At 70.2% G+C, this 22,854-nt stretch carries 23 protein-coding genes; 3 read left to right on the plus strand and 20 right to left on the minus strand.

The window, feature by feature from the left end; all coding sequences use genetic code 11:
* Positions 1-12 precede the first annotated feature (12 nt).
* The 17 genes from ACFZAX_RS22095 to ACFZAX_RS22175 form a co-directional block, all read right to left on the minus strand.
* Positions 13-771, minus strand: coding sequence for a hypothetical protein (locus ACFZAX_RS22095; RefSeq protein ID WP_390963584.1), 759 nt, complete (start codon positions 769-771; stop codon positions 13-15).
* Between the two features lie 142 nt (positions 772-913).
* Positions 914-1,543, minus strand: a complete 630-nt coding sequence (locus tag ACFZAX_RS22100; RefSeq protein ID WP_390963585.1) for a hypothetical protein — start codon at positions 1,541-1,543, stop codon at positions 914-916.
* A gap of 655 nt (positions 1,544-2,198) precedes the next feature.
* On the minus strand, positions 2,199-2,846 hold the full coding sequence (locus tag ACFZAX_RS22105; RefSeq protein WP_390963639.1) for an OmpA family protein: 648 nt from the start codon (positions 2,844-2,846) through the stop codon (positions 2,199-2,201).
* Positions 2,847-2,854: 8 nt separating this feature from the next.
* The gene (locus ACFZAX_RS22110) at positions 2,855-3,460 is read right to left on the minus strand and encodes a hypothetical protein (RefSeq protein WP_390963586.1); all 606 of its coding nucleotides are present in this window, start codon (positions 3,458-3,460) and stop codon (positions 2,855-2,857) included.
* A 29-nt stretch (positions 3,461-3,489) separates the two neighbouring features.
* On the minus strand, positions 3,490-4,098 hold the full coding sequence (locus ACFZAX_RS22115; protein WP_390963587.1) for a pilus assembly protein TadG-related protein: 609 nt from the start codon (positions 4,096-4,098) through the stop codon (positions 3,490-3,492).
* Positions 4,095-4,325, minus strand: a complete 231-nt coding sequence (locus tag ACFZAX_RS22120; protein WP_390963589.1) for a hypothetical protein — start codon at positions 4,323-4,325, stop codon at positions 4,095-4,097. The genes ACFZAX_RS22115 and ACFZAX_RS22120 overlap by 4 nt, the downstream gene beginning before the upstream one ends.
* Positions 4,326-4,577: 252 nt before the next feature.
* Entirely contained in the window at positions 4,578-5,606 is a 1,029-nt protein-coding gene (locus ACFZAX_RS22125) for a response regulator (protein WP_390963590.1), read from the minus strand.
* A gap of 13 nt (positions 5,607-5,619) precedes the next feature.
* Positions 5,620-6,960 carry a histidine kinase gene (locus ACFZAX_RS22130; protein WP_390963640.1) on the minus strand — a complete coding sequence of 447 codons (1,341 nt, stop codon included), beginning with the start codon at positions 6,958-6,960 and terminating at the stop codon, positions 5,620-5,622.
* Between the two features lie 69 nt (positions 6,961-7,029).
* Entirely contained in the window at positions 7,030-7,917 is an 888-nt protein-coding gene (locus ACFZAX_RS22135; protein WP_390963591.1) for a DUF5936 domain-containing protein, read from the minus strand.
* Positions 7,918-7,930: 13 nt separating this feature from the next.
* On the minus strand, positions 7,931-8,863 hold the full coding sequence (locus tag ACFZAX_RS22140) for a type II secretion system F family protein (RefSeq protein WP_390963592.1): 933 nt from the start codon (positions 8,861-8,863) through the stop codon (positions 7,931-7,933).
* Positions 8,864-8,874: 11 nt separating this feature from the next.
* Positions 8,875-10,212, minus strand: a complete 1,338-nt coding sequence (locus tag ACFZAX_RS22145; RefSeq protein WP_390963593.1) for an ATPase, T2SS/T4P/T4SS family — start codon at positions 10,210-10,212, stop codon at positions 8,875-8,877.
* Positions 10,213-10,316: 104 nt separating this feature from the next.
* Complete coding sequence (locus ACFZAX_RS22150) at positions 10,317-10,736, minus strand: TadE/TadG family type IV pilus assembly protein (RefSeq protein WP_390963595.1); 420 nt, start codon at positions 10,734-10,736, stop codon at positions 10,317-10,319.
* Between the two features lie 3 nt (positions 10,737-10,739).
* Positions 10,740-11,060 (minus strand): septum formation initiator, encoded by a 321-nt coding sequence (locus ACFZAX_RS22155; protein ID WP_390963596.1) that lies wholly within the window; start codon positions 11,058-11,060, stop codon positions 10,740-10,742.
* Complete coding sequence (locus ACFZAX_RS22160) at positions 11,057-11,320, minus strand: hypothetical protein (RefSeq protein ID WP_390963597.1); 264 nt, start codon at positions 11,318-11,320, stop codon at positions 11,057-11,059. Before ACFZAX_RS22160 ends, ACFZAX_RS22155 begins: the two co-directional genes overlap by 4 nt.
* A 91-nt stretch (positions 11,321-11,411) precedes the next feature.
* Positions 11,412-12,695 (minus strand): AAA family ATPase, encoded by a 1,284-nt coding sequence (locus ACFZAX_RS22165; protein ID WP_390963598.1) that lies wholly within the window; start codon positions 12,693-12,695, stop codon positions 11,412-11,414.
* A 6-nt stretch (positions 12,696-12,701) separates the two neighbouring features.
* A complete protein-coding gene (gene cpaB / locus ACFZAX_RS22170; protein ID WP_390963600.1) occupies positions 12,702-13,409 on the minus strand; it encodes a Flp pilus assembly protein CpaB in 708 nt (235 codons plus the stop codon).
* A 104-nt stretch (positions 13,410-13,513) separates the two neighbouring features.
* Entirely contained in the window at positions 13,514-14,383 is an 870-nt protein-coding gene (locus ACFZAX_RS22175) for a hypothetical protein (protein WP_390963601.1), read from the minus strand.
* A 913-nt stretch (positions 14,384-15,296) separates the two neighbouring features.
* On the opposite strand from ACFZAX_RS22175, the gene ACFZAX_RS22180 reads away from it, so the two are divergent.
* Positions 15,297-17,027, plus strand: coding sequence for a carbohydrate binding domain-containing protein (locus tag ACFZAX_RS22180; protein ID WP_390963602.1), 1,731 nt, complete (start codon positions 15,297-15,299; stop codon positions 17,025-17,027).
* A gap of 151 nt (positions 17,028-17,178) precedes the next feature.
* Here the strand turns inward: ACFZAX_RS22180 and ACFZAX_RS22185 are convergent, their stop codons facing one another.
* Genes ACFZAX_RS22185 through ACFZAX_RS22195 form a run of 3 tightly spaced genes read right to left on the minus strand, consistent with a single transcriptional unit; the run spans position 17,179 to position 19,555 of the window.
* Entirely contained in the window at positions 17,179-17,589 is a 411-nt protein-coding gene (locus ACFZAX_RS22185; protein ID WP_390963603.1) for a Rid family hydrolase, read from the minus strand.
* Positions 17,586-18,386, minus strand: a complete 801-nt coding sequence (locus ACFZAX_RS22190; protein ID WP_390963604.1) for an IclR family transcriptional regulator C-terminal domain-containing protein — start codon at positions 18,384-18,386, stop codon at positions 17,586-17,588. Before ACFZAX_RS22190 ends, ACFZAX_RS22185 begins: the two co-directional genes overlap by 4 nt.
* Positions 18,383-19,555 carry a PfkB family carbohydrate kinase gene (locus ACFZAX_RS22195; protein ID WP_390963642.1) on the minus strand — a complete coding sequence of 391 codons (1,173 nt, stop codon included), beginning with the start codon at positions 19,553-19,555 and terminating at the stop codon, positions 18,383-18,385. Before ACFZAX_RS22195 ends, ACFZAX_RS22190 begins: the two co-directional genes overlap by 4 nt.
* Positions 19,556-19,762: 207 nt before the next feature.
* Between ACFZAX_RS22195 and ACFZAX_RS22200 the strand changes: the two genes are divergently transcribed.
* On the plus strand, positions 19,763-21,130 hold the full coding sequence (locus ACFZAX_RS22200) for an alanine racemase (protein WP_390963605.1): 1,368 nt from the start codon (positions 19,763-19,765) through the stop codon (positions 21,128-21,130).
* 61 nt (positions 21,131-21,191) lie between these two features.
* On the plus strand, positions 21,192-22,808 hold the full coding sequence (locus ACFZAX_RS22205; protein ID WP_390963606.1) for an amidohydrolase family protein: 1,617 nt from the start codon (positions 21,192-21,194) through the stop codon (positions 22,806-22,808).
* Positions 22,809-22,854 lie beyond the last annotated feature (46 nt).

Below are 22,854 nucleotides of genomic sequence, written 5' to 3' on the forward strand. Positions count from 1 at the left end.
GCGCTTCGGGCCTCATGAGGCGTGCGGGAGCTTCGCGGCCTGCACGGTGACGAGCGCGGGGGGTATGACGGGGATCACGCCGTCCAGGTAGTTGGCCGCGCTGAAGACGACCACGGCGGCCCCGCTCCGTACGACGGTGAACACCAGCGGGCTCGGCTGCCCGCCCCTGCCGCACGACATCCGGAACGCCAGCGCGTCCTCGCCGGCACGCGGGGCGGGGAGCGCGGTGATGGCGGTGTACACGGCAGGCCCGTCGCCTCCACGCGTACGGAAGCCGGGCCCGCAGTCGGCGACGGCCCGCCGCACCCGGTCCACGAGCGACGCGGCCTCGTCGTCGCGGGTGTACGCGGCCAACAGCATTGTGACCACGGTCTGATCGTCCCGCCCGGCGCGGGAGGCGTCGACGGCGGTGCGCAACACGGTTGACACAGGGACTGGTTGAGGCGCCAAGTTGACCAGGCCGACCAGCGGGGCGCACGCGGAGTCGTCGGACCGTTCGGTGCCGCCCACCTCCTCGTACCGCAGAGGCGTGATCTCGTATCCCTTCAACTCGCCGCTGTTCAGGACCATGTCGGCCGGTGTGCGGGCGGACGGTCCGGCAGCCGGTGTGATTCCGGTGGCGGGCGCGAGGGCCGCGGGCGCCGGGCTCGCGGTCCCGGGAAGCGAACTCGCCCGATCGGCCACGTCGCCGTCCGGTGCGCAGGCTCCCGCCACCAGGCAGAGCGCGACGGCGGCAAGCGCGCCGGCCGAGCGCCCGGGCCGACTTCGCATGCGCCCACCGTCCGTCCTCTGCTGGGCACACCCGCGTCGGGCGCCCGCCCTGTCCGTCCCGTCCGTCGTGTCTCCACCCTGCACGTCCCGCGTTTCGCTTGCATGTCGCGGGAGGCCGCGTGACGACGAGCGGGACGCGGAATCAGGCGGAGCGCCGCAGGTCGCCCCTCCTCCGGCGCACCGGGCCGGGCGCCTCGGACGTGCACCCGGTGACGGCCAGGGTCAGCCGGTAGCGTCCCTCCTCCACCGCCTTCGCCCGTAACGACACCAGTGACGAAGGAAGCTCCGCGCCGCGCAAGGACATGATCAGCGAAACGTCGCGGTTCTGCGCACCGTCCTCCTCGGCCGGGAGCCGCTTCGCCCCATGAAAGTACAGCTCCCGCGCGAAGTCCCGGGCGAAGAAAGACGGTTCCACCGCACCTCCCGGTCCGCCACGGTCCTCGGGGCTGGCGGCGAGGACCAGCGCGGAGTACAGCGCGCGGGCTCCGGTCCTCGCCAGCACGTCGAGACCGGCGACGGCTCCGGGACCGTGCAGCTCGGGCAGCGCGTGCAGGTGTTGGAGCAGTTTCGGGACGCTCGTGGGCTGCGGGTGCGGACTCCAGAGCAGGTCCACGGCGGCCCGACACGCCGCCAGGTCGTCGACGCGCCCGGCGAGGTCCAGGGATCGCAGCAGCACCACGGAGGTGCGTTCCGCGCAGCCGGCGGCGAAGGCCCTGGCTTGCGGGAGGCTCCCCAGGAAGACCAGACTGCGCACACTTTCCAGCAATTTCACGGCAGGTTCCCGTCGGCGTGCGGCCCGGCGCGGTGGAGGAGCGAGCACCGGATCGCTGTCTCGTGATCTACGGGTCCGACGCTAACTCCCGTAGGGAGCCCGGTCTTGGGTCCGTGGGCTCAGCGGGGGCCCATTGATCCGCACACGGCGGGAGAGCCGTCGTGGGAGCAACTACGGGCGCGCGGACCGCCGTTCGGTTGCCCGCGCACCCCAACAGGCCTGCCCCAGGGACGACTTGGGCCCTCGATGGGGGCTGGAGACCCGCGCCTGGAGCCCGTACAACGCCTACTCTCTCGAAGAGAGCCATGGGCGTACGCCGAGAAGAGGTGGACCGTGAGCGGTGGCGGCCCGGGCGGAGAGCGGGTCGAAGCCGGTACGGGGCCACGCACCGGCCGGCTCCTCCCTCTGATCCGCAGCTGGGTGACGGGTGCGCTCGTCCACCTGGGTGGCGGCTTCATGCTCGGCCGGGCACTGGACGTGACACTCGGCAACTCGGAACGCCTGGACAGCTTCGGCTGGCGGATGGGACTACTGCACGTGCCCGGCCTCGCCGTCACGGCGTGCGCCGTGCTGCCGGCGGGCCGGGCCGGAAAGGGCGGGGCCCGGGTCACGAGGTGCTCGCGGCCCGGGCCCGGCGGTTCAGCCGATCGGAGCCTCAGGAGGTGGCGCCGCGCGGGAAGGAGACCTCCACGCGCCGGTTCTTCTTCCGCCCCTCCTCGGTGCTGTTGTCCGCGATCGGGTACTCCTCGCCGTACCCGCGGATCTCGAAGGTGACCTCGGCGCCGAGCTGCTTGGAGAGCACCGCGTGCACGGCCTCCGCACGCTGCTTGGAGAGCACGTCGCCGTGGGCGGAGGAACCGAGATTGTCGGTGAAGCCGAAAACCCGGATCTGGGTGGCGTTCTGGTTCTTGATCTCGGCCGCGATGGCCGCGATCCGGGAGTTCGCCTGAGGGCTGAGCTTCGCGCTGTCCTTGCCGAAGAGCACCTCGGCCTGGAGCGCGAACTTGATGGACTGGTTCGAGTCCTCCCGCCGCTCCTCGCCCCCCATGTCCTCGACGACCTGGACGATGTCGAGAACCTTGCCCGGGGCGAGCGTGCCGCCCTCGGGCATCCGGAGGTCGGGGTCGTTGGCGTCGAGAGGGACGGGAGCCTCGGAGGTGGCCTCGGTGCCCGGAGGGACGGAGGGCCCGTCGTCGGCGTACGAGGGGGCGCCGAAGAGCACTGTAGTGCCCACGAGCATGAGCCCCACAGCCATGGTGGCTCCGGCATGGCGGGCGCGCCGTTGCCTCTGCACGGTGGTCATCTCGCCGCTCACCCAGAGATCTTCAGCGAAGTGGTGGCGAAGGTGGGCAGCGTGAAGTCCACCTCGTCCGTCGTGTCGGGTGGCGCGGGGAACTGCATGAAAACGGACGCCGCCTCTCCCGGCGACAGGGGCGCGATGGCAGTAGTACACAAGCAACGCGCGTCGGTGTCGCGCAGGACGTAGTAGCGCTTCTTGCCCACCGCGTCCACCAGGGTCGCCCCCGCGACGGAGTTGGGGTTCTTGGCGACGATATCGGACTCCTGGCCTCCCCAGTCCGCGCTGTTGCGGGTCTCGGTTCCCGTGTTCTTGATCTCGGCCTGGACCGTGACAAAACCACCGGCGTCCCGCTTCACCTGGTGGACGACGAGAGTGAGTCCGCCCGCTCCCTGGGCCTCGGCGAGCTTCGCATTCGGGTCGACGGGGTCCCCGGCAGCGGTGTCCGGTTGCTGCGGCCCCTTGTCCTCGGCAGCGGGACTGGCCGAGGGCGAGCCGGCGGCCCCGCTGTCCGTGCGGTCGCTGTCCCCGCCACAACCGGTGAGTGCGAGGGCAACCGTCGCGGACATCGCGACAGTCATCATCACCCTCTGGGGTCTCGTGGTGCGCCGAATGCTCATGGGCCGATTCCTCTACTCGTCGTTCGCTGTCATTGGTCGACCAAGTGCACGTCGAAGAGAATCTTGCTCACGCTGGACCACGGGGGAGGGCTACTTGGCCGGATTTCGGCCATCTTCCCGTCATCACAGGTGAAGAAGTAGACGTCCCGGACCCCGTCGTTGTTCAGATCCACAGACGTCCAGTCACACCGGAACTCGACTATGGCCGTCGCCTTCGCCTTGGCCACGATGTGGTCGGACCCCGGAATCACCGACGAATCCACCGTGCCGCGGCCCTCCACCTTCGTCGTGATCGTGTCACGACGGCCGCCCTCTTTCGGGCTGCAACTCTTGAGGTCCGCATCATTGTCCGAGGCTAGCCCCTGGGCTGCGCTGCACGCGGCGTAGAAGGGGGACCTCTGGAGGAACGTGTCGATCGAGTTGGCCCAGAGCGCGGCGATGAACGGGGCTTGGAACTGCTCACGGGCTGACTGTGCAGCTGCCAGAGCGGACGCGTCCGCCGCCCCCTGTGCGCCATTGCGGAGCGCCGAAGCCTTACCGACAGCGAAAAAGGCCAACGCAAGGAAGAGCAGGCCCGCCACCATCATGATGTAGATGGGGAAGGCCTGCCCTCGCTCCAGCCGCGAACGTGCGGTCACTTGGTCGTGATGGACGTGACCAGGCCCTTGATGCGCTCCGAGATCGCGCCACCGATCCCGGTCGCCACGATGGCTCCAATGATCGCTACGACCACCAGAATGATGCCGAGGTACTCGAAAGCCGTCTGACCCCGGTCCCTCGCCGCGTGGCGCTTCTGGATCGCGGAGACCGCAGTGTTGGCCCATCCGTTGACGCGGACGGCAGTCTTCAAGGTGATGTTCGACATGGTGGTCCCCTCCTGGTCCGGCCGACCGGTTGCCGGCCGACTCGCACATTCCCGTAGTGCCACTCCAGGTGCCGGCTTTCTCCTGGCCGGTGCCGTTCACAGCATGAGAAACATACGACGGAGCGGCTTCGCCGCCAGAGGGCCCCAGGGCCCATTTCCGGACCCAAAGCCCGCTACGGAGAGCGCCGTTGACCTGATCGCGATGGTGTACCCAGCCGGCTTCCCGGCGCCCGGTCATCCTGCGGGCCATCGCTACCGGCCCCCCTGCGGGCCCGGGCCCGCCGGAGGAGCCGTACCCAGCCAGCGCGCTATGGCTTCGCCGCGGGTGCGACTGTGCAGCTTGGTGAAGATGCGGTTGATGTGATTCTTCACGGTCTTCTCGCTGATGAAGCACGTGGCAGCGATTTGCTGATTACTCATCCCGCTAGCAATCAACTCCATGATCTCCATCTCCCGCGAACTCAAGCCGTATGTGCGGTGGTTGACAGGGCCAACCCGGCTGACACCTCCGATCGACTGTCCCACAATCGATTGCAGTTGCGAAAGACTTTCCCCGGGTCCGTCCTGTCGAATCTCAGGAGGACCGGGTTCGGAACCGGTGGGCATGTCGGTGACGACGCCCTGGGTCGAGATACCCGAGGCGAGTGCGGTACCCAGTCCCTCGGGAAGTCCGCCCGAGTGCTCGGAAGCCTCTTGACGCATGTGTGCCACCAGGGCCTCCACCGCGGTGGCAGTGAAAGCAGCCCGGCCGTCCTTCGTATCGCGCACCGCCTGCACTAGTTGGCCTGCCGTGAACTCGCCGTGCACCAGATATCCGCCCGCACCCAGTCGAAGTGCTTCCTGGACGATCTCGTTCTCGCGGCTGTACGTCAGCATCAGGACCGGCGCGATCCCCACCAGGTACGGCAGGGCCGATATGCCGTCCACGCCCGGCATCCGTACATCCAGCAGGACAACGTCCGGGCGGTGGAACAGCGCCGCTTCGTACGCCTGCCGTCCGTCCGTGGCCTCGGCCACCACGTCGATGTCGGGCCGCCCGGAGAGCAAGGCCCCGAGGCCCGCCCGGACGACGGGATTGTCGTCGGCAACCACCACTCTCAGCACTTTGGGTGAGGTCGCGACGGGGAACGGAGGGAAAGGCGAAGGCTGGGCCTCGGGTGTCGCGGACTGCTGGCCCGCTGGAGCTCCCTGCGCGCTTCGGTCCGGACCGGCAGCTGTGACGTGACCCGGCCCATGACTCCGTGCCAGTGGTCCCTGCTCCCGGCATCTGTCCTCCGGCATCTGCGACCTCCTCTCAGAATCTCTCGGATGTGGGGGCGGGCGAGGGAGCGGACCGGAGAAGGTTCGGCCCCGGCCGCGCCTGCTCGGGGGCGGTTCCCGGGGAGCTGAGAGCGGCCAGCGGAAGGTCCACGCGCACTTCGGTGCCGCGCCCCGCCTCGCCCTGACCGATCCGGATGCGCGCACCGATCGACGCCGCACGTTCCACCATGCCGACGAGACCGAAATGCCCGGCCCTCCGGAAGGTCTCGAGCGATGTGCCGTCGGGCAGCCCGCGCCCGTCGTCCCACACGCTCACACGCAGGACGTCACCATGTACGCCCGCGAGAACGAGAAGGCGGGTCGGATCGGCATGCCGGCCGGCGTTCTCCATCGCCTCGGAGGCGACGGTGAGGAGATGCCGCGCCACCGCGTGAGGCACGTGCGGGACGGTCAGGTCGCTCAGCGGCCGGAACGCGGCGCTCACAGGGTAGCGATTCGTGAAGTCGTCCGTACGCGCTCGCAGTTCGGCCATCACGTCGATGCCGCCGTCCAGCCCCGACTCCCGCCGCAGATCGGTGAGGAGTTCACGGGACTCGGCTGCGGCGCGGCGCGCGGAGCGAGCAACGAGTTCGGCTTGGCTCCGGACGGTGAGCGGGTCCATCCGGTCGGCCGAACCGGCGAGCCCGTCCGCCGCCATGGCAAGCCCGTGCAGGGTTTTCGCCACGGAGTCGTGCATCTCCCGCGCAAGACGGGTGCGCTCACCCTCCACCGCCTCGTTGACGGCGAGCCGCGCTCTGGTCTCGGTGAGAGCCTGGCTGGCCGTGCCGAACCGGAGAAGCAGGTTGCGCAGGGTCACGCCGACCGCGCCGGCGATCACGCAGAAGCCAGGGAGGAGAAGAACGCTCGCGTCCTCCTTCCCCGGACCCGGGACGGTGTTGTACACGCCGAGGACGACCACGATCTCGAGCGCCGCGAAAACGGCCGCGCCCCGCCAGCCGTAGACCAGTCCGGCCAGTAAGGGGGTACAGACGGTGACGTAGGCGAGGGTCGATTCGGGAGTGGCCGTGATCAGCAGCAAGGCTCCGAGGAACACATCGATGCCGAGGATCCAGCGGTGCCGCAGCAACTGTGGGCCGAACCGCTCCCAGTCGCGGAAAAGGACGTACGACCCCATGAAGGTGACGAGAATCGCACCGCCGATCAGCCAGGTAGCGGGTCCAGGTGCTGTGTGGCCGATGGCGAACGGAGTGGCGATGGCGATCATCGCCAGCCTGAAGCCGAAAACTTGCCTGCACATGGCCTGCAGCGCGTTGACCTGGATGGACAGCGTGGGGAGCGTCTGAACGACGGAGGAGTGGGTGATCTCCCCGATCAACGCATGCCATCTGCTTGCTCGTTCCACGGACACTTCTCTCCCTCCCGCGCATGGCCTCCGGCCTTCATCTCATCCGCCCGTCACGAACCCGAAGTCCACGTTGGCGCCGTAGATGAACCCGACCGTGAGAAGGACGAGCGTGCCGGGCAGAAGGAAGGTGGTGACGGCGAAGGTCGCCTTGGGTACGGCACGGGCGGCCTTCCGACGGGCGTTCTGGGCATCGGTGCGCCGCATGTCGTTGGCGATCTGGATCAGCGTGTCGACGATTGGGGCGCCCAGCTCCTCACCCTGCTGGAGGGCGGTGACGAACATGGCGACCTGCTCGGAGTCGTTGCGCTTGCGCAGCTCGTCGAAGGCCTGGCGTCGGCTGACGCCCATGTCCATCTGTCGCAGGGTGATCCGGAGTTCATCGGCCCAGGGGCCTTCGTACTTCTCCGAAACCCGGCCCAGCGCCTGCCGGAATCCCAGGCCGGCCGACACGACGACGGCCAGCACGTCGAGGAAGTCCGGCAAGGTCCGTTCGATGTGCTCCCGCCGGACACGGACCGCCGACCAGATACCCGCCTCGACCCAGAAGAGGCCGAAACCGACCATCAGCAGGGCGAGAAAGATCTGGCCGCGCAGCAACATGGCGAACGCGCCGAACATGCCGAGTGCGCCGTAGACCGCGCGCCGGGCCGCGTACCGGTCGATGGTGAGGCCGCCAGGGTTGCCCGCCATGTCGATCTGGCGACGCTTCTTGTTGACGGCTTTCTCGCCCATCATTCGCAGGACGGTGGGGGCCCAGCGCATGCCCAGCCGGTCGATACCGGAGCCGACGGCGTTGGTGCGGGTGGCACCCACTTCGAGGGCGATGGCGAGGTCGGTGGGGAGCTTGGCGTCGGCCCGGTACATCCGGTAGCCGTAGATGACGCCGTAAACGGCAATTCCCATGCCCACGGCGAGCAGCAGATCCATGTCCGTTCCTCCCTCAGACGTCGATACGGGACATACGACGGATCACGATGAATCCGATCGTGTACAGGGCGATGGAAACCACTACGGCGACCTGGCCGAGAAAGGCGCCCGTCATGCGATCCAGGGCCCCCGGCATCACGGCGTTCATCAGGAGCATCGCTCCGAGGCCGAAGATGGGTACGGCGTAGGCGGTAACCGTGACCTGGGAGAGCTGGGTCTTGACCTCGCGACGGGTCTCCTTGCGCTCCTCCAGGGTCTCCGTGAGGTTGCGCAGCGAACTGACAACCGTACCGCCGGCTCGATTGGAGAGAACCAAAGTGCTGACGAGCACGGCCAGTTCGCGCGACGGCAGTCGGTCCGTCAGTTCGCTCAGGGCATCGTCAAGGGACTCGCCGACGGCGAGGCGACGGGCGACTCGCGCCAGTTCCTCCCCCGCAGGGTTTTCCAGCTCCTCCGACGCCATCGAGAGTGATGTCCTCAGGGCGAGACCGGCCTGGGTGGCGTTTGCCAGGATACGGGACAGTTCGGGCAGTTGATTGATGAAGCGCTCCGTACGCTTGGCACGCTGCCAGTTGAGGAACGCGTTCGTCCCCCACAACCCGATGAGGGCGGCCACTGGACCGAAGAACGCGGCGAGCATCGCCGAGGCCACACCCCAGAGAAGGGCCATCGCCGCAAGCGCGTACACGAAGAATTCGCCCGGTGTGATCTCCAGGCCCGTCGCGCCCAGCTTGAGTTCGATCCGTCGGCCGAGCTTGGTGGCCCGTAGCCGCCGGTCGAGAGCGGCGAAGCGGCGGGGGGTGATCGGCACATGGCCCGTGTGGGACAACCGCTCCACGAGCGCGTCGCGGTCCGCCTTGCCGCCGGTGTAGGCGTGCAGGCCCCAGACGCCGAGGACGCCGCAGAGCAGGGTCACGCCGACCGTGATCAGAGGGAGATAGTTCATGGCGGGGATACCTACATGGCCTCTCGGGTGGCGAGTTGGTCGGAGTGCATGGCCACGCCGAAGGCCTGTGGGATGGGCTGGCTGGCCATGTACAGGCGGTCGGCGATGCGGCGGGGCAGCGGGAGGTACTGGAACTGGCCGTAGATCCTGCCGTCCGCGGCCATCGGCTGCGCGTTGAAGCGGGCGACGCTCACGATGCGGTAAGGGTCGCGGCCGTGGGAGTCCAGGGCGGCGATCTCGGTGATCTTGCGGGTGCCGTCGGCGTGCCGGGTCAGCTGGACGATGATGTCGACGGCGCTGTTGATCTGGTCGTGCAGCGCCTCGAACGGGATCTTGATCTCGGACATCGAGGCGAGGGTCTGGAGGCGCATCAGCGCGTCCTCGGCATTGTTGGCGTGGACGGTGGCGAGCGAGCCGTCGTGGCCGGTGGACATCGCCTGGAGCATGTCGAGCGACTCGCCGCCACGGACCTCACCGACGACGATGCGGTCGGGGCGCATACGCAGGGAGTTGCGGACCAGGTCCCGGATGGTGATCTGGCCCTTGCCCTCCACGTTGGCGGGGCGGGACTCCAGCCGGATCACGTGGTTCTGCTGGAGTTGGAGTTCGGCGGAGTCCTCGATGGTGACGATGCGCTCGTTGTTCGGGATCAGCCCGGAGAGCGCGTTGAGCAGGGTGGTCTTCCCGGTACCGGTGGCGCCGGAGACGATGATGTTGAGCTTGGCCTGGACGAACCCGGCGAGCAGCACCAGCATCTGTTCGTCGAGCGAGCCGAAGCCGATCATCTCGTGGAGGGTGAAGGAGCGGGGGAAGCGGCGGATGGTGAGCGTCGCGCCGGTGAGCGAGAGCGGCGGGATGATCACATTGACGCGCTCGCCGCTGGGGAGCCGGGCGTCGACCATCGGGTTGGACTCGTCCACGCGGCGGTTGACGGTGGAGACGATGCGCTCGATGGTCTGCATCAGCTGTTCGTGCGATCCGAAGCGCAGGGGCAGCTGCTCGACCTTGCCGCTGCGCTCGACGAAGACCTGGTCGGGGCCGTTGACCATGATTTCGGTGATGGACGCGTCTTCGAGCAGCGGCTCCAGGATGCCGAGGCCGAGGGCCTCGTCCACGACGCGGCGAATGAGCTGGGAACGCTCCAGGGTCGAGAGGACGGGGCCCTCCCGGCTGATGATGTGGCCGAGTACACGCTCCAGTCGGACCCGCCGGTCGGCGGCGGCCAGCGAGGACATCTCCGCGAGGTCGATCTCCTCCAGGAGCTTGGCGCGGTAGAGGGCGACCATGTGGCCGTCCTCGCGCGCCCCGCCGTTCTCCTCGGGAGCGGTGATGCGTGCCCGCAGGCTCATGTGCGTGACTCTCTCTCTGGCTGTCCGGTCGGTGCCGCGGGCGGGGAAGAGGTACGGGGTAGGGGGTGCGGGGGAAGAGGTACGGGGCACGGGGGAGGGCGTGGTCAGCCCCGGGGGAAAGTGGCGCTGCGCCGGGCCCAGGACCAGTCGATACCGGGGACCACGCTCGGGACCTTGATCCGTACGGTGGCGGTGACCTCCCTGGCCCCGCCGGACACGTTGATGTGGAATTCGTCGGAGTCGGTGAGCCAGTCGCTGATGGCGTCACGGCCGTCCTGCTCGGCGTCCCCCCGGGGGTAGTCCTGGCTGGCGCTGCGGGCCGCGACCCGGGCGGCGGTGCCCGCCTGGTTGGCCGCGTACGCCGCGAGGCCCAGCTGGAGCGCGAGCATCCCGACGAGGAGCAGCAGGGGCAGGAAGCCGAGGTACTCGATGGCGACCTGGCCCCGGTCGCGCCGGGCGGGGGCCAGGGGGGCGGGGGCCAAAGGGCCGGGGGCCAGGGGGGCGGGGGCGGCGGTGGTCGTCATCGCTCAGCCCTCCTGCGGCGAGGCCGCGTCGCCGTCGATGTGCACGTTCAGGTCGAAGAGGCCGGGCACCAGGACGGGAACCTTGAGCGTGACCTTCGTCCGGTAGAGCGAGGAGCCGCTGCTGCACCTGACCACGGCGCTGCCCTCCCAGGCGTCGGGCAGGTTCTCGCGGGCCTTCTGCCGGCAGGCGAAGCTCGAACCGAATTCGGCGCCGGCCCCGGCCCGGGCGCCCTTGTCCGCCGCGTTCCCGGCGAGCATGAAGGTGTAGCCGACGAGGGCGAGCTCCCAGAGCACCAGCATGATCAGGATGATGAACGGGGTCATGCCCAGGAACTCGATCGCCGTCTGCCCCCGGTCGCGCCCCGGCCCGCCCCCAGCACGGAGCCGGCGCCCGAGCCCGCCCCCAGTACCGAGTCGGCGCCCGATCCCGCCCGCAGCACGGAGCCGACGCCCGAGCCCGCCCCCAGTACCGAGTCGGCGCCCCGGCCCGCCCGCAGCACGGAGCCGGCGGCCGAGCCCGCCCGCAGTACCGAGCCGGCGCCCCCGCCCACCGCCGGCACGGAGCCGGCACGGGCTGCCGTCACGCGTGGGTCCGGCGGGGCGGCCGTTCCGGGAGGAGGCGCCGGGGCGCCTCCTCCCTATGTCGGTGTCGTGCGTCAGTGTGGTGGTCATCGGTCAACGTGTCCCCTCGGTCCGTCCCCGGCCCGCGTCGGTGCCGCGCCGTCCGCGCGGGCCTCCGATCGAACCCCGGTCGTTGCGCACCTTGCCGTTCTTCTTCTCCCCCGGCCGGGGCTTGACGATCCCGATCTCCCCGGCCAGTCCCCAGAGCGCCTGCTTCACCGTGCTCTTGGCGTCGAGTTCGTGGAGCCGTCCGGCGTCGACGACGCCCTGGAGCTCCTTGAAGTTGGCGGGCACGGCCACGCCCGCGACGCGGGTGCCGGTGATCTTCTGGATCAGCGGCGGCTGGATCTCCGTGCTCCGGGTGTAGCGGTTGACGACGGTGAGGGTCTCCTCCGCCTTGCGGATCTGCAGCCGGTCCCACATCCGTACGATGCGTTTGGCGCCGCGTACCGCGATGACGTCGGGGGTCGTCACCAGCACGGCCACGTCCGCCATCTCGACCGCCGCCGCGTTGGCGCCGTTCATCTGGCTGCCGCCGTCCACGACGACGACCTCGTACCGGGAGCGCAGCGCGCTGACGATCTGGCGGGCCGACCGGTCGCTGACCTCCTCGCCCCGCTCTCCCTCGCCCGGCGCGAGCAGCAGGGCGAGGCCGGTGGAGTGGGAGAAGACCGCGTCGGTGAGGACGCGCGGCGATATCTCGGAGACCAGGGCGAGGTCGACGATCGAGCGGCGGAATTGCACGTCCAGGTAGGAGGCGATGTCGCCGGTCTGCAGATCCATGTCGACGAGGGCGACGGTCTGCCCGGACGCCTGTGCCGCGAGCGCGAGTTGTACGGCGACGAGGGTGCACCCGACACCGCCCTTGGCGCCGGTGACGGTGACGACCATGCCGCCGGGGCCGGTGAAGTCCTCGTGGCCGGAGGAGAGGTGGCGCCGTACGCCGGAGGCCCACTGGGCCGCGGCCTGGATGCGGTTGACCAGCTCTTCGTAACTGAGCGGGAGCGTGACGAGGCCGCGGGCGCCGGAGTCCATGGCGTCGGCGAAGAGTGCGGGGCTGGCGTCGGTGGTGATCAGGACGACCCCGACCGCCGGGAAGCGGAGCGAGACCTCCCGGATCAGCTCCAGGGCGGGCACCGGGCCGATGCGTTCGTGGACGAGGACGACCTCCGGCAGTTCGTCGAAGGCCTCGCCCGCCAGTCGGGCAAGGGTGTCGATGAGCTGGGTGGAGTCGCCGACCGGGGTGGCCGGCTCGGCGTCGGGCAGCTGGCTGAGCAACGTGGTGACGGATCTGGCGGCGTCGATGTCCCCGACGGCCGGGAGGATTCTGATGGTCATCCGTCCTCACTTGTCCTTGTCGAGCTGGTACGTGCGGTCGCCCGGACGGATGGTTCCGTCGCTGCCGGGGGCGACGAGCGCCAGCCGTACGTGCTCCGCGAAGGACTCGGCGTACGCGATGCGCTGGGTGTCCAGCGTGTTGAGGGCGAAGGTGATCGGGACCGCCTGCGTCATCTGGAAGGAGGTGCTGTTGCGGTCCGGTTCGAGCGCGGTGAGCTTGCCGACCTCGAGCACCTTGGCGTTGGCGACGATGACCTTCGACTGCGCCGGGTCTCCCTCGCGTTCGCCGGCGAAGGTGGCGTAGACGTTCACCGTGGCACCGGGGGTGATCTTCCCGGCGACCCCGGTCGCCGCGTCGATCATGATGGCGATCTCCTGTTCACCCGCGCGGAGTTCGGGCTTGGCGACCATCATGTCGGTCTGCAGCAGAGAGCCCGCGCGGAGCTGGGTGACGGCGATCTTTCCCTGTACCTCGCGCAGATCGGTCACGGCGTTGGCGGAGAGCCACCGCTCGGGCATCGAGACCTTCTCGAACTGACCGCTGTTCAGAGCGGTGTACGGGGCGACGTTGGCCTTGAGCTGGTACGCGGTGACCTCGGGTCCGACCTTCGAGTTGACGTCGCTGATCACGGAGAGGACCCCTGCGAAGGCGCCGAAGGCGCACAGGACCGACAGGAGCAGGAGTATGACGCCACGGCGCTGGCGGGAGTTCATGGACCGGACAACCTCGTTCGGATCGGATGCGTGGGGCGGCGGACGGGGAGGGGTGCGCGCGGTGCGGTGTGCCCGGCGGGGGGCGGGGAATCCGGCGGCGGTCGCTACCTTTCACGGGCGAGTACGACCGAGCTGCCGTGGGTGCGGTTCTCGGACTGCGTGAGGGGGGACGAGCAGAACCCGCAGCGGTCTCCGATGAGTTCCATGCCGCACCAGTGGCAATTCTCCCGCCGCACCGAGGCCACCAGCTGGTACAGCACGGAGATGTCCGGGAGGTAGGAGGCGAATTCGACCAGCTTCGAGGTGCCCCACCAGCGGACCGAGTCGGCGGGAAGCGCCGCCTCGTGAATGGCCTGGACCTTCCAGTCCGCGGCCAGTCGCTCCCGGACCCATTCCTGTGGGGCCTGGCCCTTGGCGATCAGCAGATGGGTCGCGAAATCGGGTCCGGGCAGCGGTTCCATCGTCGGACGCACCCTGACCAGTCGCGCGTCGGCTCCGGCCAGTGCGGCGAACTGCGCGCCGGGGACCAAGGACTTGGCGTGCTCCTTGAGGCTGACCGGAAAGCGGTCGAACTTGGCCACGGAGTTCAGCAGGGCTCCGGGGTGGATGTAGTGGGCGAGCAGCCGGACGGCGGACGCGACCACGCCGGGGCTGAAGTCACAGAGGGAGAGTTGCCTCAACTGCCGTACGAGAACGGCGACTCCGAGCGGCGGGAGATCGACCTTGAGCAGCGCGATGCGGTCGCTCTCCAGCACCGCACGGATGGCGTACAGCCGCCGCTCATGGGCGGGCGGCAGCGAGGACGGGTACACAGCGATCACGTATCCGTGCTGCTCCAGCAGGAGATGGATGTCGCCGACGGCGAGTTCCAGCGCCTGGTCCTCCGGCGCGTGCAGCAGAGCGGCGGTCGGTGTCTGCTGGTCGGTCGGTGGCAGCACCAGGTCAGCGCTGGTCACTGCAATGGCGATCGGCACGCTGTTCCCCGTTCGGCTCCGGCCGGCATCGCGCCGCCGACCGCAATCGCTCCTGTCCGTGGTTCTCCGACAGCACTGTAGTCACGTCCTACCAGGCGGGAAACCGTCTTCAGGAATCAATATGGAGACGGATACCGGGAACACGGTGTCACCGGCGGGTCTCATATCAGCTCGGGACGGCGGTAGTTGAATTCGAGAGACCGGAGAGGTTTATCCGGAGATTTTCCGGCCATTCACCAATCCGCTGATCTTGCACCTGCGTTGAGGTTCTCCACGCCGTCGGCCCGTCCCGCGTGCGGCAATTGATGAGTACGAGAACTCATTGACGCCACCCGCTCCCCCGTGCGTCCGCATGATGCCCATCGGCACGACCGTCAACCCTTGTTTGCACCCGCCATTTTATCCGGGTCACGAGGGTGACCCGCCCGGCCACCCGGACCGGGTCGAGCGCCACCCGGACCCCGTACGGGGTCCCGCCACACGTCCCGCAACCATCAGCTGGGACGACGGGACGGCGACCGGAGCGGCCCGGCCGATGGCCGCACGACCTCGACGGGATGTCGCAACGACCAGATGCGCGCGCCGCGTTGACTTTCTCGACCGGACCCACACGGTCGCAAACGCTCCGGCCGCCGGCCTGGCGCCGGGGCGCGGAGGGCCTCGTACTCAGCCTGCGGATCCACCCTGACCGGACAAAACGACGCACCGCCCGGCCTGCCGCACAACCGCTAGGACGAGTGAATCACCAACAGAGGTCTTGACAACTTGATTGGTCTGGACCAGTTTATCGGCCAGCGGTGGCCACCGTCCCCCCTCGTCGCCCTCCCGCGGCGACTCCCACGCACAACCGCACGGACTCGCACCGACCCCCGGCGCACCCCCGCCACCACCCCGACTCCCCCCGGAGGATGCAGTGGAACGCACCGCAGGCAGCAGACACCGAAGGCCCCACACCCGTCCCGCCCTCGGCGCCGCCATGGCGGTCGTCGCGGCGGGCGCGCTGACACTCACCGGCATGGTGAGCAACGCGGAGGCCGCCGACGTCAACGTGGCCAAGAACGCGGGCTTCGAGTCGGGCCTCACCAACTGGACCTGTACGGGCGGCAGCGGAGCCACCGTCTCCTCGCCCGTGCACGGCGGCAGCTCCGCGCTCAAGGCGACCCCCTCCGGGCTGGACAACGCGCAGTGCAGCCAGACCGTCGCGGTGAAGCCCAACTCGACGTACTCCCTCTCCTCCTGGGTGCAGGGCAGTTACGTCTATCTCGGCGTGAGCGGAACCGGCACCACGGACGTCTCCACCTGGACGCCGAGCGCCACGAGCTGGTCGCAGCTCGCGACGAGCTTCACCACGGGCGCCTCCACCACCTCGGTGACCGTCTACACCCACGGCTGGTACGGCCAGCCCGCCTACTACGCGGACGACATCGCGGTCACCGGCCCGGACGGCGGCGGTGGCACCGACCCCGCCCCGACGGTCCCGGCCACCCCGGCGGGTCTCACCTCGGGCTCCAAGACCTCGTCCTCCGTGTCGCTCTCGTGGAACTCCGTCTCCGGGGCCACCGGCTACACGGTCTACAAGGACGGCGCGAAGGCCACCACCTCGACCGGGACCTCGGCGACCGTCTCCGGGCTCTCCGCCGACACCGCGTACTCCTTCGCGGTCAGCGCCACCAACGCGGCCGGCGAGTCGGCCAAGTCGGCCGCGCTCAGCGTCCGTACGTCCACCTCGGGGACGACGAACCCGCCCCCGACGACGACGGTGCCGAAGCACGCGGTGACCGGCTACTGGCAGAACTTCAACAACGGCGCGACCGTCCAGAAGATCAGTGACGTGCCGGCCGCCTACGACATCATCGCGGTCTCCTTCGCGGACGCCACGTCCACGCCGGGCGCGGTCTCCTTCACGCTGGACTCGGCCGGTCTGAACGGCTACACCGTCGACCAGTTCAAGGCCGACATCAAGGCCAAGCAGGCCGCTGGGAAGAACGTCATCATCTCGGTCGGCGGCGAGAAGGGCGCGGTCGCGGTCAACAGCGACGCCTCCGCCACCGCCTTCGCGAACTCGGTCTACTCCCTGATGCAGACGTACGGCTTCAACGGCGTCGACATCGACCTGGAGAACGGCCTCAACTCCACGTACATGACCAAGGCGTTGCGCGCGCTCTCCACCAAGGCGGGCTCGGGCCTGGTCATCACGATGGCCCCGCAGACCATCGACATGCAGTCCACGTCCGGCGAGTACTTCAAGACGGCGCTCAACGTCAAGGACATCCTGACCGTCGTCAACATGCAGTACTACAACAGCGGTTCGATGCTCGGCTGCGACGGCAAGGTGTACTCGCAGGGCTCGGTGGACTTCCTCACCGCGCTCGCCTGCATCCAGCTGGAGGGCGGTCTCGACGCCTCGCAGGTCGGCCTCGGGGTTCCCGCCTCGACCCGGGGTGCGGGCAGCGGTTACGTCGCCCCGTCGATCGTGAGCGCGGCGCTCGACTGCCTGGCCAAGGGCACCAACTGCGGTTCGTTCAAGCCGTCCAAGACCTACCCGTCGATCCGCGGCGCGATGACCTGGTCCACCAACTGGGATGCCACCGCGGGCAACGCCTGGTCGAGCGCGGTCGGCGCGAGCGTCCACGCGCTGCCGTAACCGGACCGGCACGAACCGGCGACCGGCCGTGAGCCGAAGGCCGGAGCCACACCGTCGAAAAGCGTCACCGCTCCCCCGGTGGCGCTTTTCGGCGTCTTCGGGGGAGCGGCGGGGGGCGCGGGATCAGCCGAGTACGGCGGGGGGCGCGGGATCAGCCGAGTACGGCGAGCGCGTCGATCTCGATGAGCAGGCCCTTGGGCAGGCCGACGTAGACCGTGGTGCGCGCGGCGGCGGGGGCCTTGAGTCCCTGCTCCTCGAAGTACGCGTTGTAGATCTCGTTCATCTCGGCGAAGTGGTCCACGTCCGTGAGGTAGACGCGCATCATCATCACGTCGTCCCAGCTCGCGCCACCCTCCTCCAGGATCGCCTTGACGTTGGCGAAGGTCTGGAGGGTCTGCTCGCGCAGGGTGGGGCCGGCCGGGGTCGGGGCCTGGCCCTCCACGGCCGATAGGAAGCCGACCTGGCCGGCCACCTGGAGGATGTTGCCCTTCTTCACCCCGTGCGAGAACTTCGCGGGCGGGGTGGTGTGGGTGCTGGGCGTGAGTGCGGTCTTCTCGGTCATGGGGTGTCCTTCGACGGTGCGGTGTTCGTATCGGGTACGGCGGTCACGGCGGGCACGGCCGTGCCCGAGTACTCCCGGCTGATGGCGTCGGCGGTGCGGCGCAGCAGCGGCAGCAGTGCGAGCAGCTCCTCGGCGGTGACCAGGACGTTCGGTGCGGAGACCGACATCGCGGCGACCACGCGTCCGTCAGCTCCCCGGATCGGCGCGCCGACGCAGTTGATGGACTCCTCGTGGCCGCCGAGGTCGGTGGCCCAGCCCTGTTCGCGCACGGTGGCGAGTTCACGGAGGAAGGCCGCGGCGTGGGGCGTCGAACGGGACGTGTACGACGGGTAGTCGAGCCGTTCGGCGACGGTCCGGCGCTCCGGCTCGGGGAGGTCGGCGAGGAGCAGTTTGGCGACGGCGGCGACGGACATGGCGACGGTCTTGCCGATGCGCGAGTACATCCGGACCGGGTAGCGGCTGTCGACCTTGTCGATGTAGAGGACCTCGCCCTCCTCGTACACGGCGAGGTGGACGGTGTGTCCGCAGATCTCGTTGAGCTCCACGAGATGCGGGTGGGCGATCTCGCGGACGTCGAGGTTCTCGACGGCCTCCTGGGCGAGCGCGAAGAGGCGGGCGCCGAGCCGGTAGCGCTGGTCCTCCTGGCGGTAGACGAGTCCGTGTTCGCGCAGGGTGCGCAGCAGGCGCAGTGCCGTGGACTTGTGGACGCCGAGCCGGTCGGCGACGCGGCCCAGGTCGGCGGGACCCTCGGCGAGCAGCGGCAGGATGCTCAGCGCGCGGTCGACGGTCTGGCTCATCCGGTGGCTCCTTCCGCCGCCGCTCCCGTACCTCCGGTGTCCGTGCGTCCGGAGTCCGTACGTCCGGAGTCCGTACGTCCCGCTGCCGTGCGCCCCGCATCGGAGCATCCGGTGTCCGCAGGCCCCGTCCCGGTGCGTCCCGTCCATCCGGGGCCGAGTCGCAGTGTCCCCCATGCCTCGTCGTCCAGCGCGGCGAGCCGGTCGGCGTCGGCGCGGGCAGGGGGGCGGGCGAGGTCGCCGGGGACGGTGAGCACGGCTGCGGCCAGCAGGTGGCCGTGGCGGATCCGGTCGCGCACCGGCAGACCGCGCAGGGTCGCGGAGAGGAAGCCCGCGGCGAAGGCGTCGCCGGCGCCCACCGCGGCGACCACGTCCACGCGGGGGGCCGGGACCGTGGTGGTCTCGTCCGTCCCCGCGCCGGGCGGGGTGCCGTCGGGGCGGGCGAGGACCGTGGCGCCGTCCGCGCCCTGCTTGACGACGAGGACGGCGGGTTCCGGAAGGGCGGCGCGCAGGGCGTCGGGGCCGTGCACGCCCCAGGCCTCCGCCGCCTCGTCCTCGCCGACGAACACCACGTCGGCGCCGCGTGCCAGGTCGCGCAGGACCCCGGGCCCCGCGGGGTGTCCGCGCCAGAGGCGGGGGCGGTGGTTGATGTCGAAGGAGATCAGGGGCCGGCCGGGGCGCTGGGCGGTGAGCGTGCGCAACAGGGCGAGGCAGTCGGCGGAGAGCGCGGCGGTGATGCCGGTGAGGTGGAGGACGCGGCCGGCGAAGAGGGCGTCGTACGGGGCGTTCGCCGGGGACATCGCGGAGGCGGCGGAACCGGCGCGGTAGTAGGCGACCTCGTGGTCCGGGTCGGAGCGGTCGGCGGCGGTGCGGAAGTAGACGCCGGTGGGACGGTCGGGGTCGCGGTGCACGGCGGAGGTGTCGACGCCGTGTCCGGCGATGGTGTCGACGAGGTGGTCCCCGAAGCCGTCGTCGCCGACCCGGCCGACCCAGGCCGCCCGGTGCCCGGCCCCGGCCAGGGCACAGGCGACGTTGGACTCGGCGCCGCCGATTCCGCGCAGGAAGCCGGGCACGTCGGCGAGGCGGCCGGGCGCGGTGGGACGGAAGGTCACCATCGACTCGCCGAGGCAGACGACATCGACGGCTCCGGGTGCGGCGGACCGCGCGGGCACGGAGGCACCGGCGTCCGCGGGGTCGGCCGTTCCGGTTCCGGACACCTGGGCTCCTCGCTGGTCGCTGGTCGCTGCTTGTGGGCTGCCGTCGGCGCCGGCCCGTCGTTGACCCGGCGTCGGCTCGGATGTTAGACAGCCTGGAGCGACATACGCAATGAGCGTTGCAGAGGATGCAACGCTCCGGTAATCCGGGAAGAGGAGATCCGCATGGCAGCCGACGCGACATCCGGGAGCGGGAACACGGGCACCACGTCGACCGGCGCGGCCGAGGACGCGGTGGCGGTCGCGGTCGCGGAACGGTACGCCGCCGCGCTCGCCGACGAGCGGATCGACTCCCGTTTCAAGGGCCTGCCGCCGGACGCCGAGGGGCTCACCGTGGGCGCCCTCGCCGCCGAGGCCCGCCCCCTCTTCTCCGGCGGGTTCACCACCCCGCTGCTGACGCTCTCCGCCGAGTCGCTCGACGCCAACCTCGCACTCCTGGAGACGTACACCGAGCGGCACGGACTGGCTTTCGCTCCGCACGGCAAGACCTCGATGTCCCCGCAGCTCTTCGCCCGCCAACTCCGCCACGGCGCCTGGGGAATCACCGCCGCCGTCCCGCACCAGGCCCGGGTCTACCGCGACCACGGCATCCGGCGGATCTTCCTCGCCAACGAGGTGGTGGACCCGGTCGCACTGACCTGGCTGGCGCGCGAGCTGGACGCGGACCCGGAGTTCACCGTCGTCTGTTACGTCGACTCGGTGCGCGGGGTCGAGCTGATGGACGAGGCGCTGCGCGCGGCGGGCGCCCGTCGCGCGGTGGACGTGGTGGTGGAGCTGGGTGCGGGCGAGGGCGCTCGTACCGGCGTCCGTACGGAGGCGGAGGGCGCGGCGGTCGCGGAGGCGGTCGCCGCCGTGCCCACGCTGCGGCTGGTCGGGGTCGCCGGTTACGAGGGCGAGGTGCCGGGGGCCACGACCGACCGGGTCGGCGACTGGCTGCGCCGACTCGTCGCGCTCGCGGTGGAGTTCGACAAGGCGGGCCGGTTCGACGGACTCGCCGTGGACGAGGAGGTCCTGGTGAGCGCGGGCGGCAGCGCCTGGTTCGACGTGGTCGCCGAGGTGTTCGCCAAAATCCCCGAACTGAGCCGCCCGGTCTGCCCGTTGCTGCGTTCGGGGGCGTACGTCTCGCACGACGACGGCCAGTACCGCAACCTCACTCCCTTCAACCGGGTCCCGGAAGAGGGTGAGTTGCAGCCCGCCTTCCGGCTGTGGACGCAGGTGGTCTCGCGCCCGACCGAACGTCAGGCCTTCGTCAACGCGGGCAAGCGTGACGCCGCGTACGACCTCCACCTCCCCGAGGCACAGGTGGTCCGTTCGGCCCGGGACGGCTCGGTGCGGCCGGCGACCGGGATCACCGTGACCGGCCTCTCCGACCAGCACGGCTGGCTGGCCACCGAGCCGGGCACCGCCCTTGAGGTCGGCGACTGGGTCGGCCTGGGGCTCTCGCACCCGTGCACCTCCTTCGACAAGTGGCAGCTCATCCCCGTCGTGCGGCAGGACGGCACGGTGGCCGAGTACCTGCGCACCTACTTCTGAGACGGCCCCGAGGCCGCCGCACCGCCCCAACCCGTACACCAGAGACCCCGGGAGGGTCGCCATGGACCTCGTCATCCGCGACGCGCGCGTCATCGACGGCGGTGGGGGCCCGTCCTTCCGGGCGGACGTCGCCGTCGACGGCGGGCGGATCGCCGCGATCCACCCGGAGGGTTCCCCGGGCAGGCGCCCGACCGCCCGCCGCACCCTGGAGGCGGACGGCCTCGCGCTGGCCCCCGGCTTCATCGACATGCACGCCCACAGCGACCTCGCGCTGCTCCGCGACCCCGACCACAGCGCGAAGGCCGCCCAGGGCGTGACGCTCGAAGTCCTGGGCCAGGACGGCCTGTCGTACGCCCCCGTCGACGACCGCACGCTCGCCGAGGTGCGGCGGACCATCGCCGGGTGGAACGGCGGCGGCGAGGACGTCGACTTCGACTGGCGCACGGTCGGCGAGTACCTCGACCGGCTCGACCGGAACTTCGGCGGCGAGGGCATCGCCGTCAACGCCGCCTACCTCGTCCCGCAGGGCACGGTCCGGATGTACGCGGTGGGCTGGGAGGACCGTCCCGCCACCGGGGCCGAACTCGACCGGATGCGCGAGCTCGTCGCCCAGGGCATGCGGGAGGGAGCGGTCGGCATGTCGTCCGGCCTGACCTACACCCCCGGAATGTACGCGGACGACGCCGAACTGACCGAACTCTGCCGGGTGGTGGCGGAACACGGCGGCTACTGGTGCCCGCACCACCGCTCGTACGGGGCGGGTGCGCTGGAAGCGTACGAGGAGATGGTGCGGATCACCCGGAAGGCGGGGTGCGCGCTCCATCTCGCCCACGCCACCATGAACTTCAAGGTGAACGAGGGCCGCGCGCCCGAGCTGCTCGACCTGCTCGACCGGGCGCTGGACGAGGGCGCCGACATCTCGCTGGACACATACCCGTACACCCCCGGGTGCACCACGCTGGTGGCGATGCTGCCGAGCTGGGCGAGCGAGGGAGGCCCGGAGTCGACCCTGACGCGGCTGGCCGACCCCACCGCCGCCGCGCGGATACGCCACGACCTGGAGGTCACCGGATCGGACGGCTGCCACGGGGTGCCGATCGACTGGGACACCATCGAGATCTCCGGCGTCACCGCCCCCGGGCTCGCCGGGTACGTGGGCCGCACGGTCGCCGCCTCGGCCCGGGAACACGGCGAGGAGCCGTGGGCCACCGCGCGGCGGCTGCTCACCGAGGACCGCCTCGGCTCCACGATCCTCCAGCACGTGGGGCACGAGGAGAACGTCCGCCGGATCATGCGCCACCGCGTGCACACCGGCGGCAGCGACGGCATTCTGCGGGGCGACAAGCCCCACCCGCGCGCCTACGGCACCTTCCCGCACTATCTCGGCGCATACGCAAGGGAGTTGGGGGTCCTCACGCTGGAGGAGTGCGTGGCGCACCTGACCTCCCGCCCGGCGGCCCGGCTGCGGTTGACGGACCGGGGGCTGGTCCGCGCCGGGTACCGCGCCGACCTCGTACTCTTCGATCCTTCGACAGTGGCTGCAGGTTCGACCTTCGAGGCGCCCCGGACCCTTCCGGTGGGGGTCCGGCACGTGTTGATCGACGGCCGGTTCGTCGTCGAGGACGGCCGCAGGACCCAGGTGCTGGCGGGCCGCTCGGTCCGCTCGACCACGCGCTGACCGGGGGCGGTGCTCTCCCGGACCGCGCGGACGACGGCCCGGGAGA

The sequence above is a fragment of the Streptomyces sp. NPDC008125 genome (assembly GCF_042957125.1).
Taxonomy (GTDB): domain Bacteria; phylum Actinomycetota; class Actinomycetes; order Streptomycetales; family Streptomycetaceae; genus Streptomyces.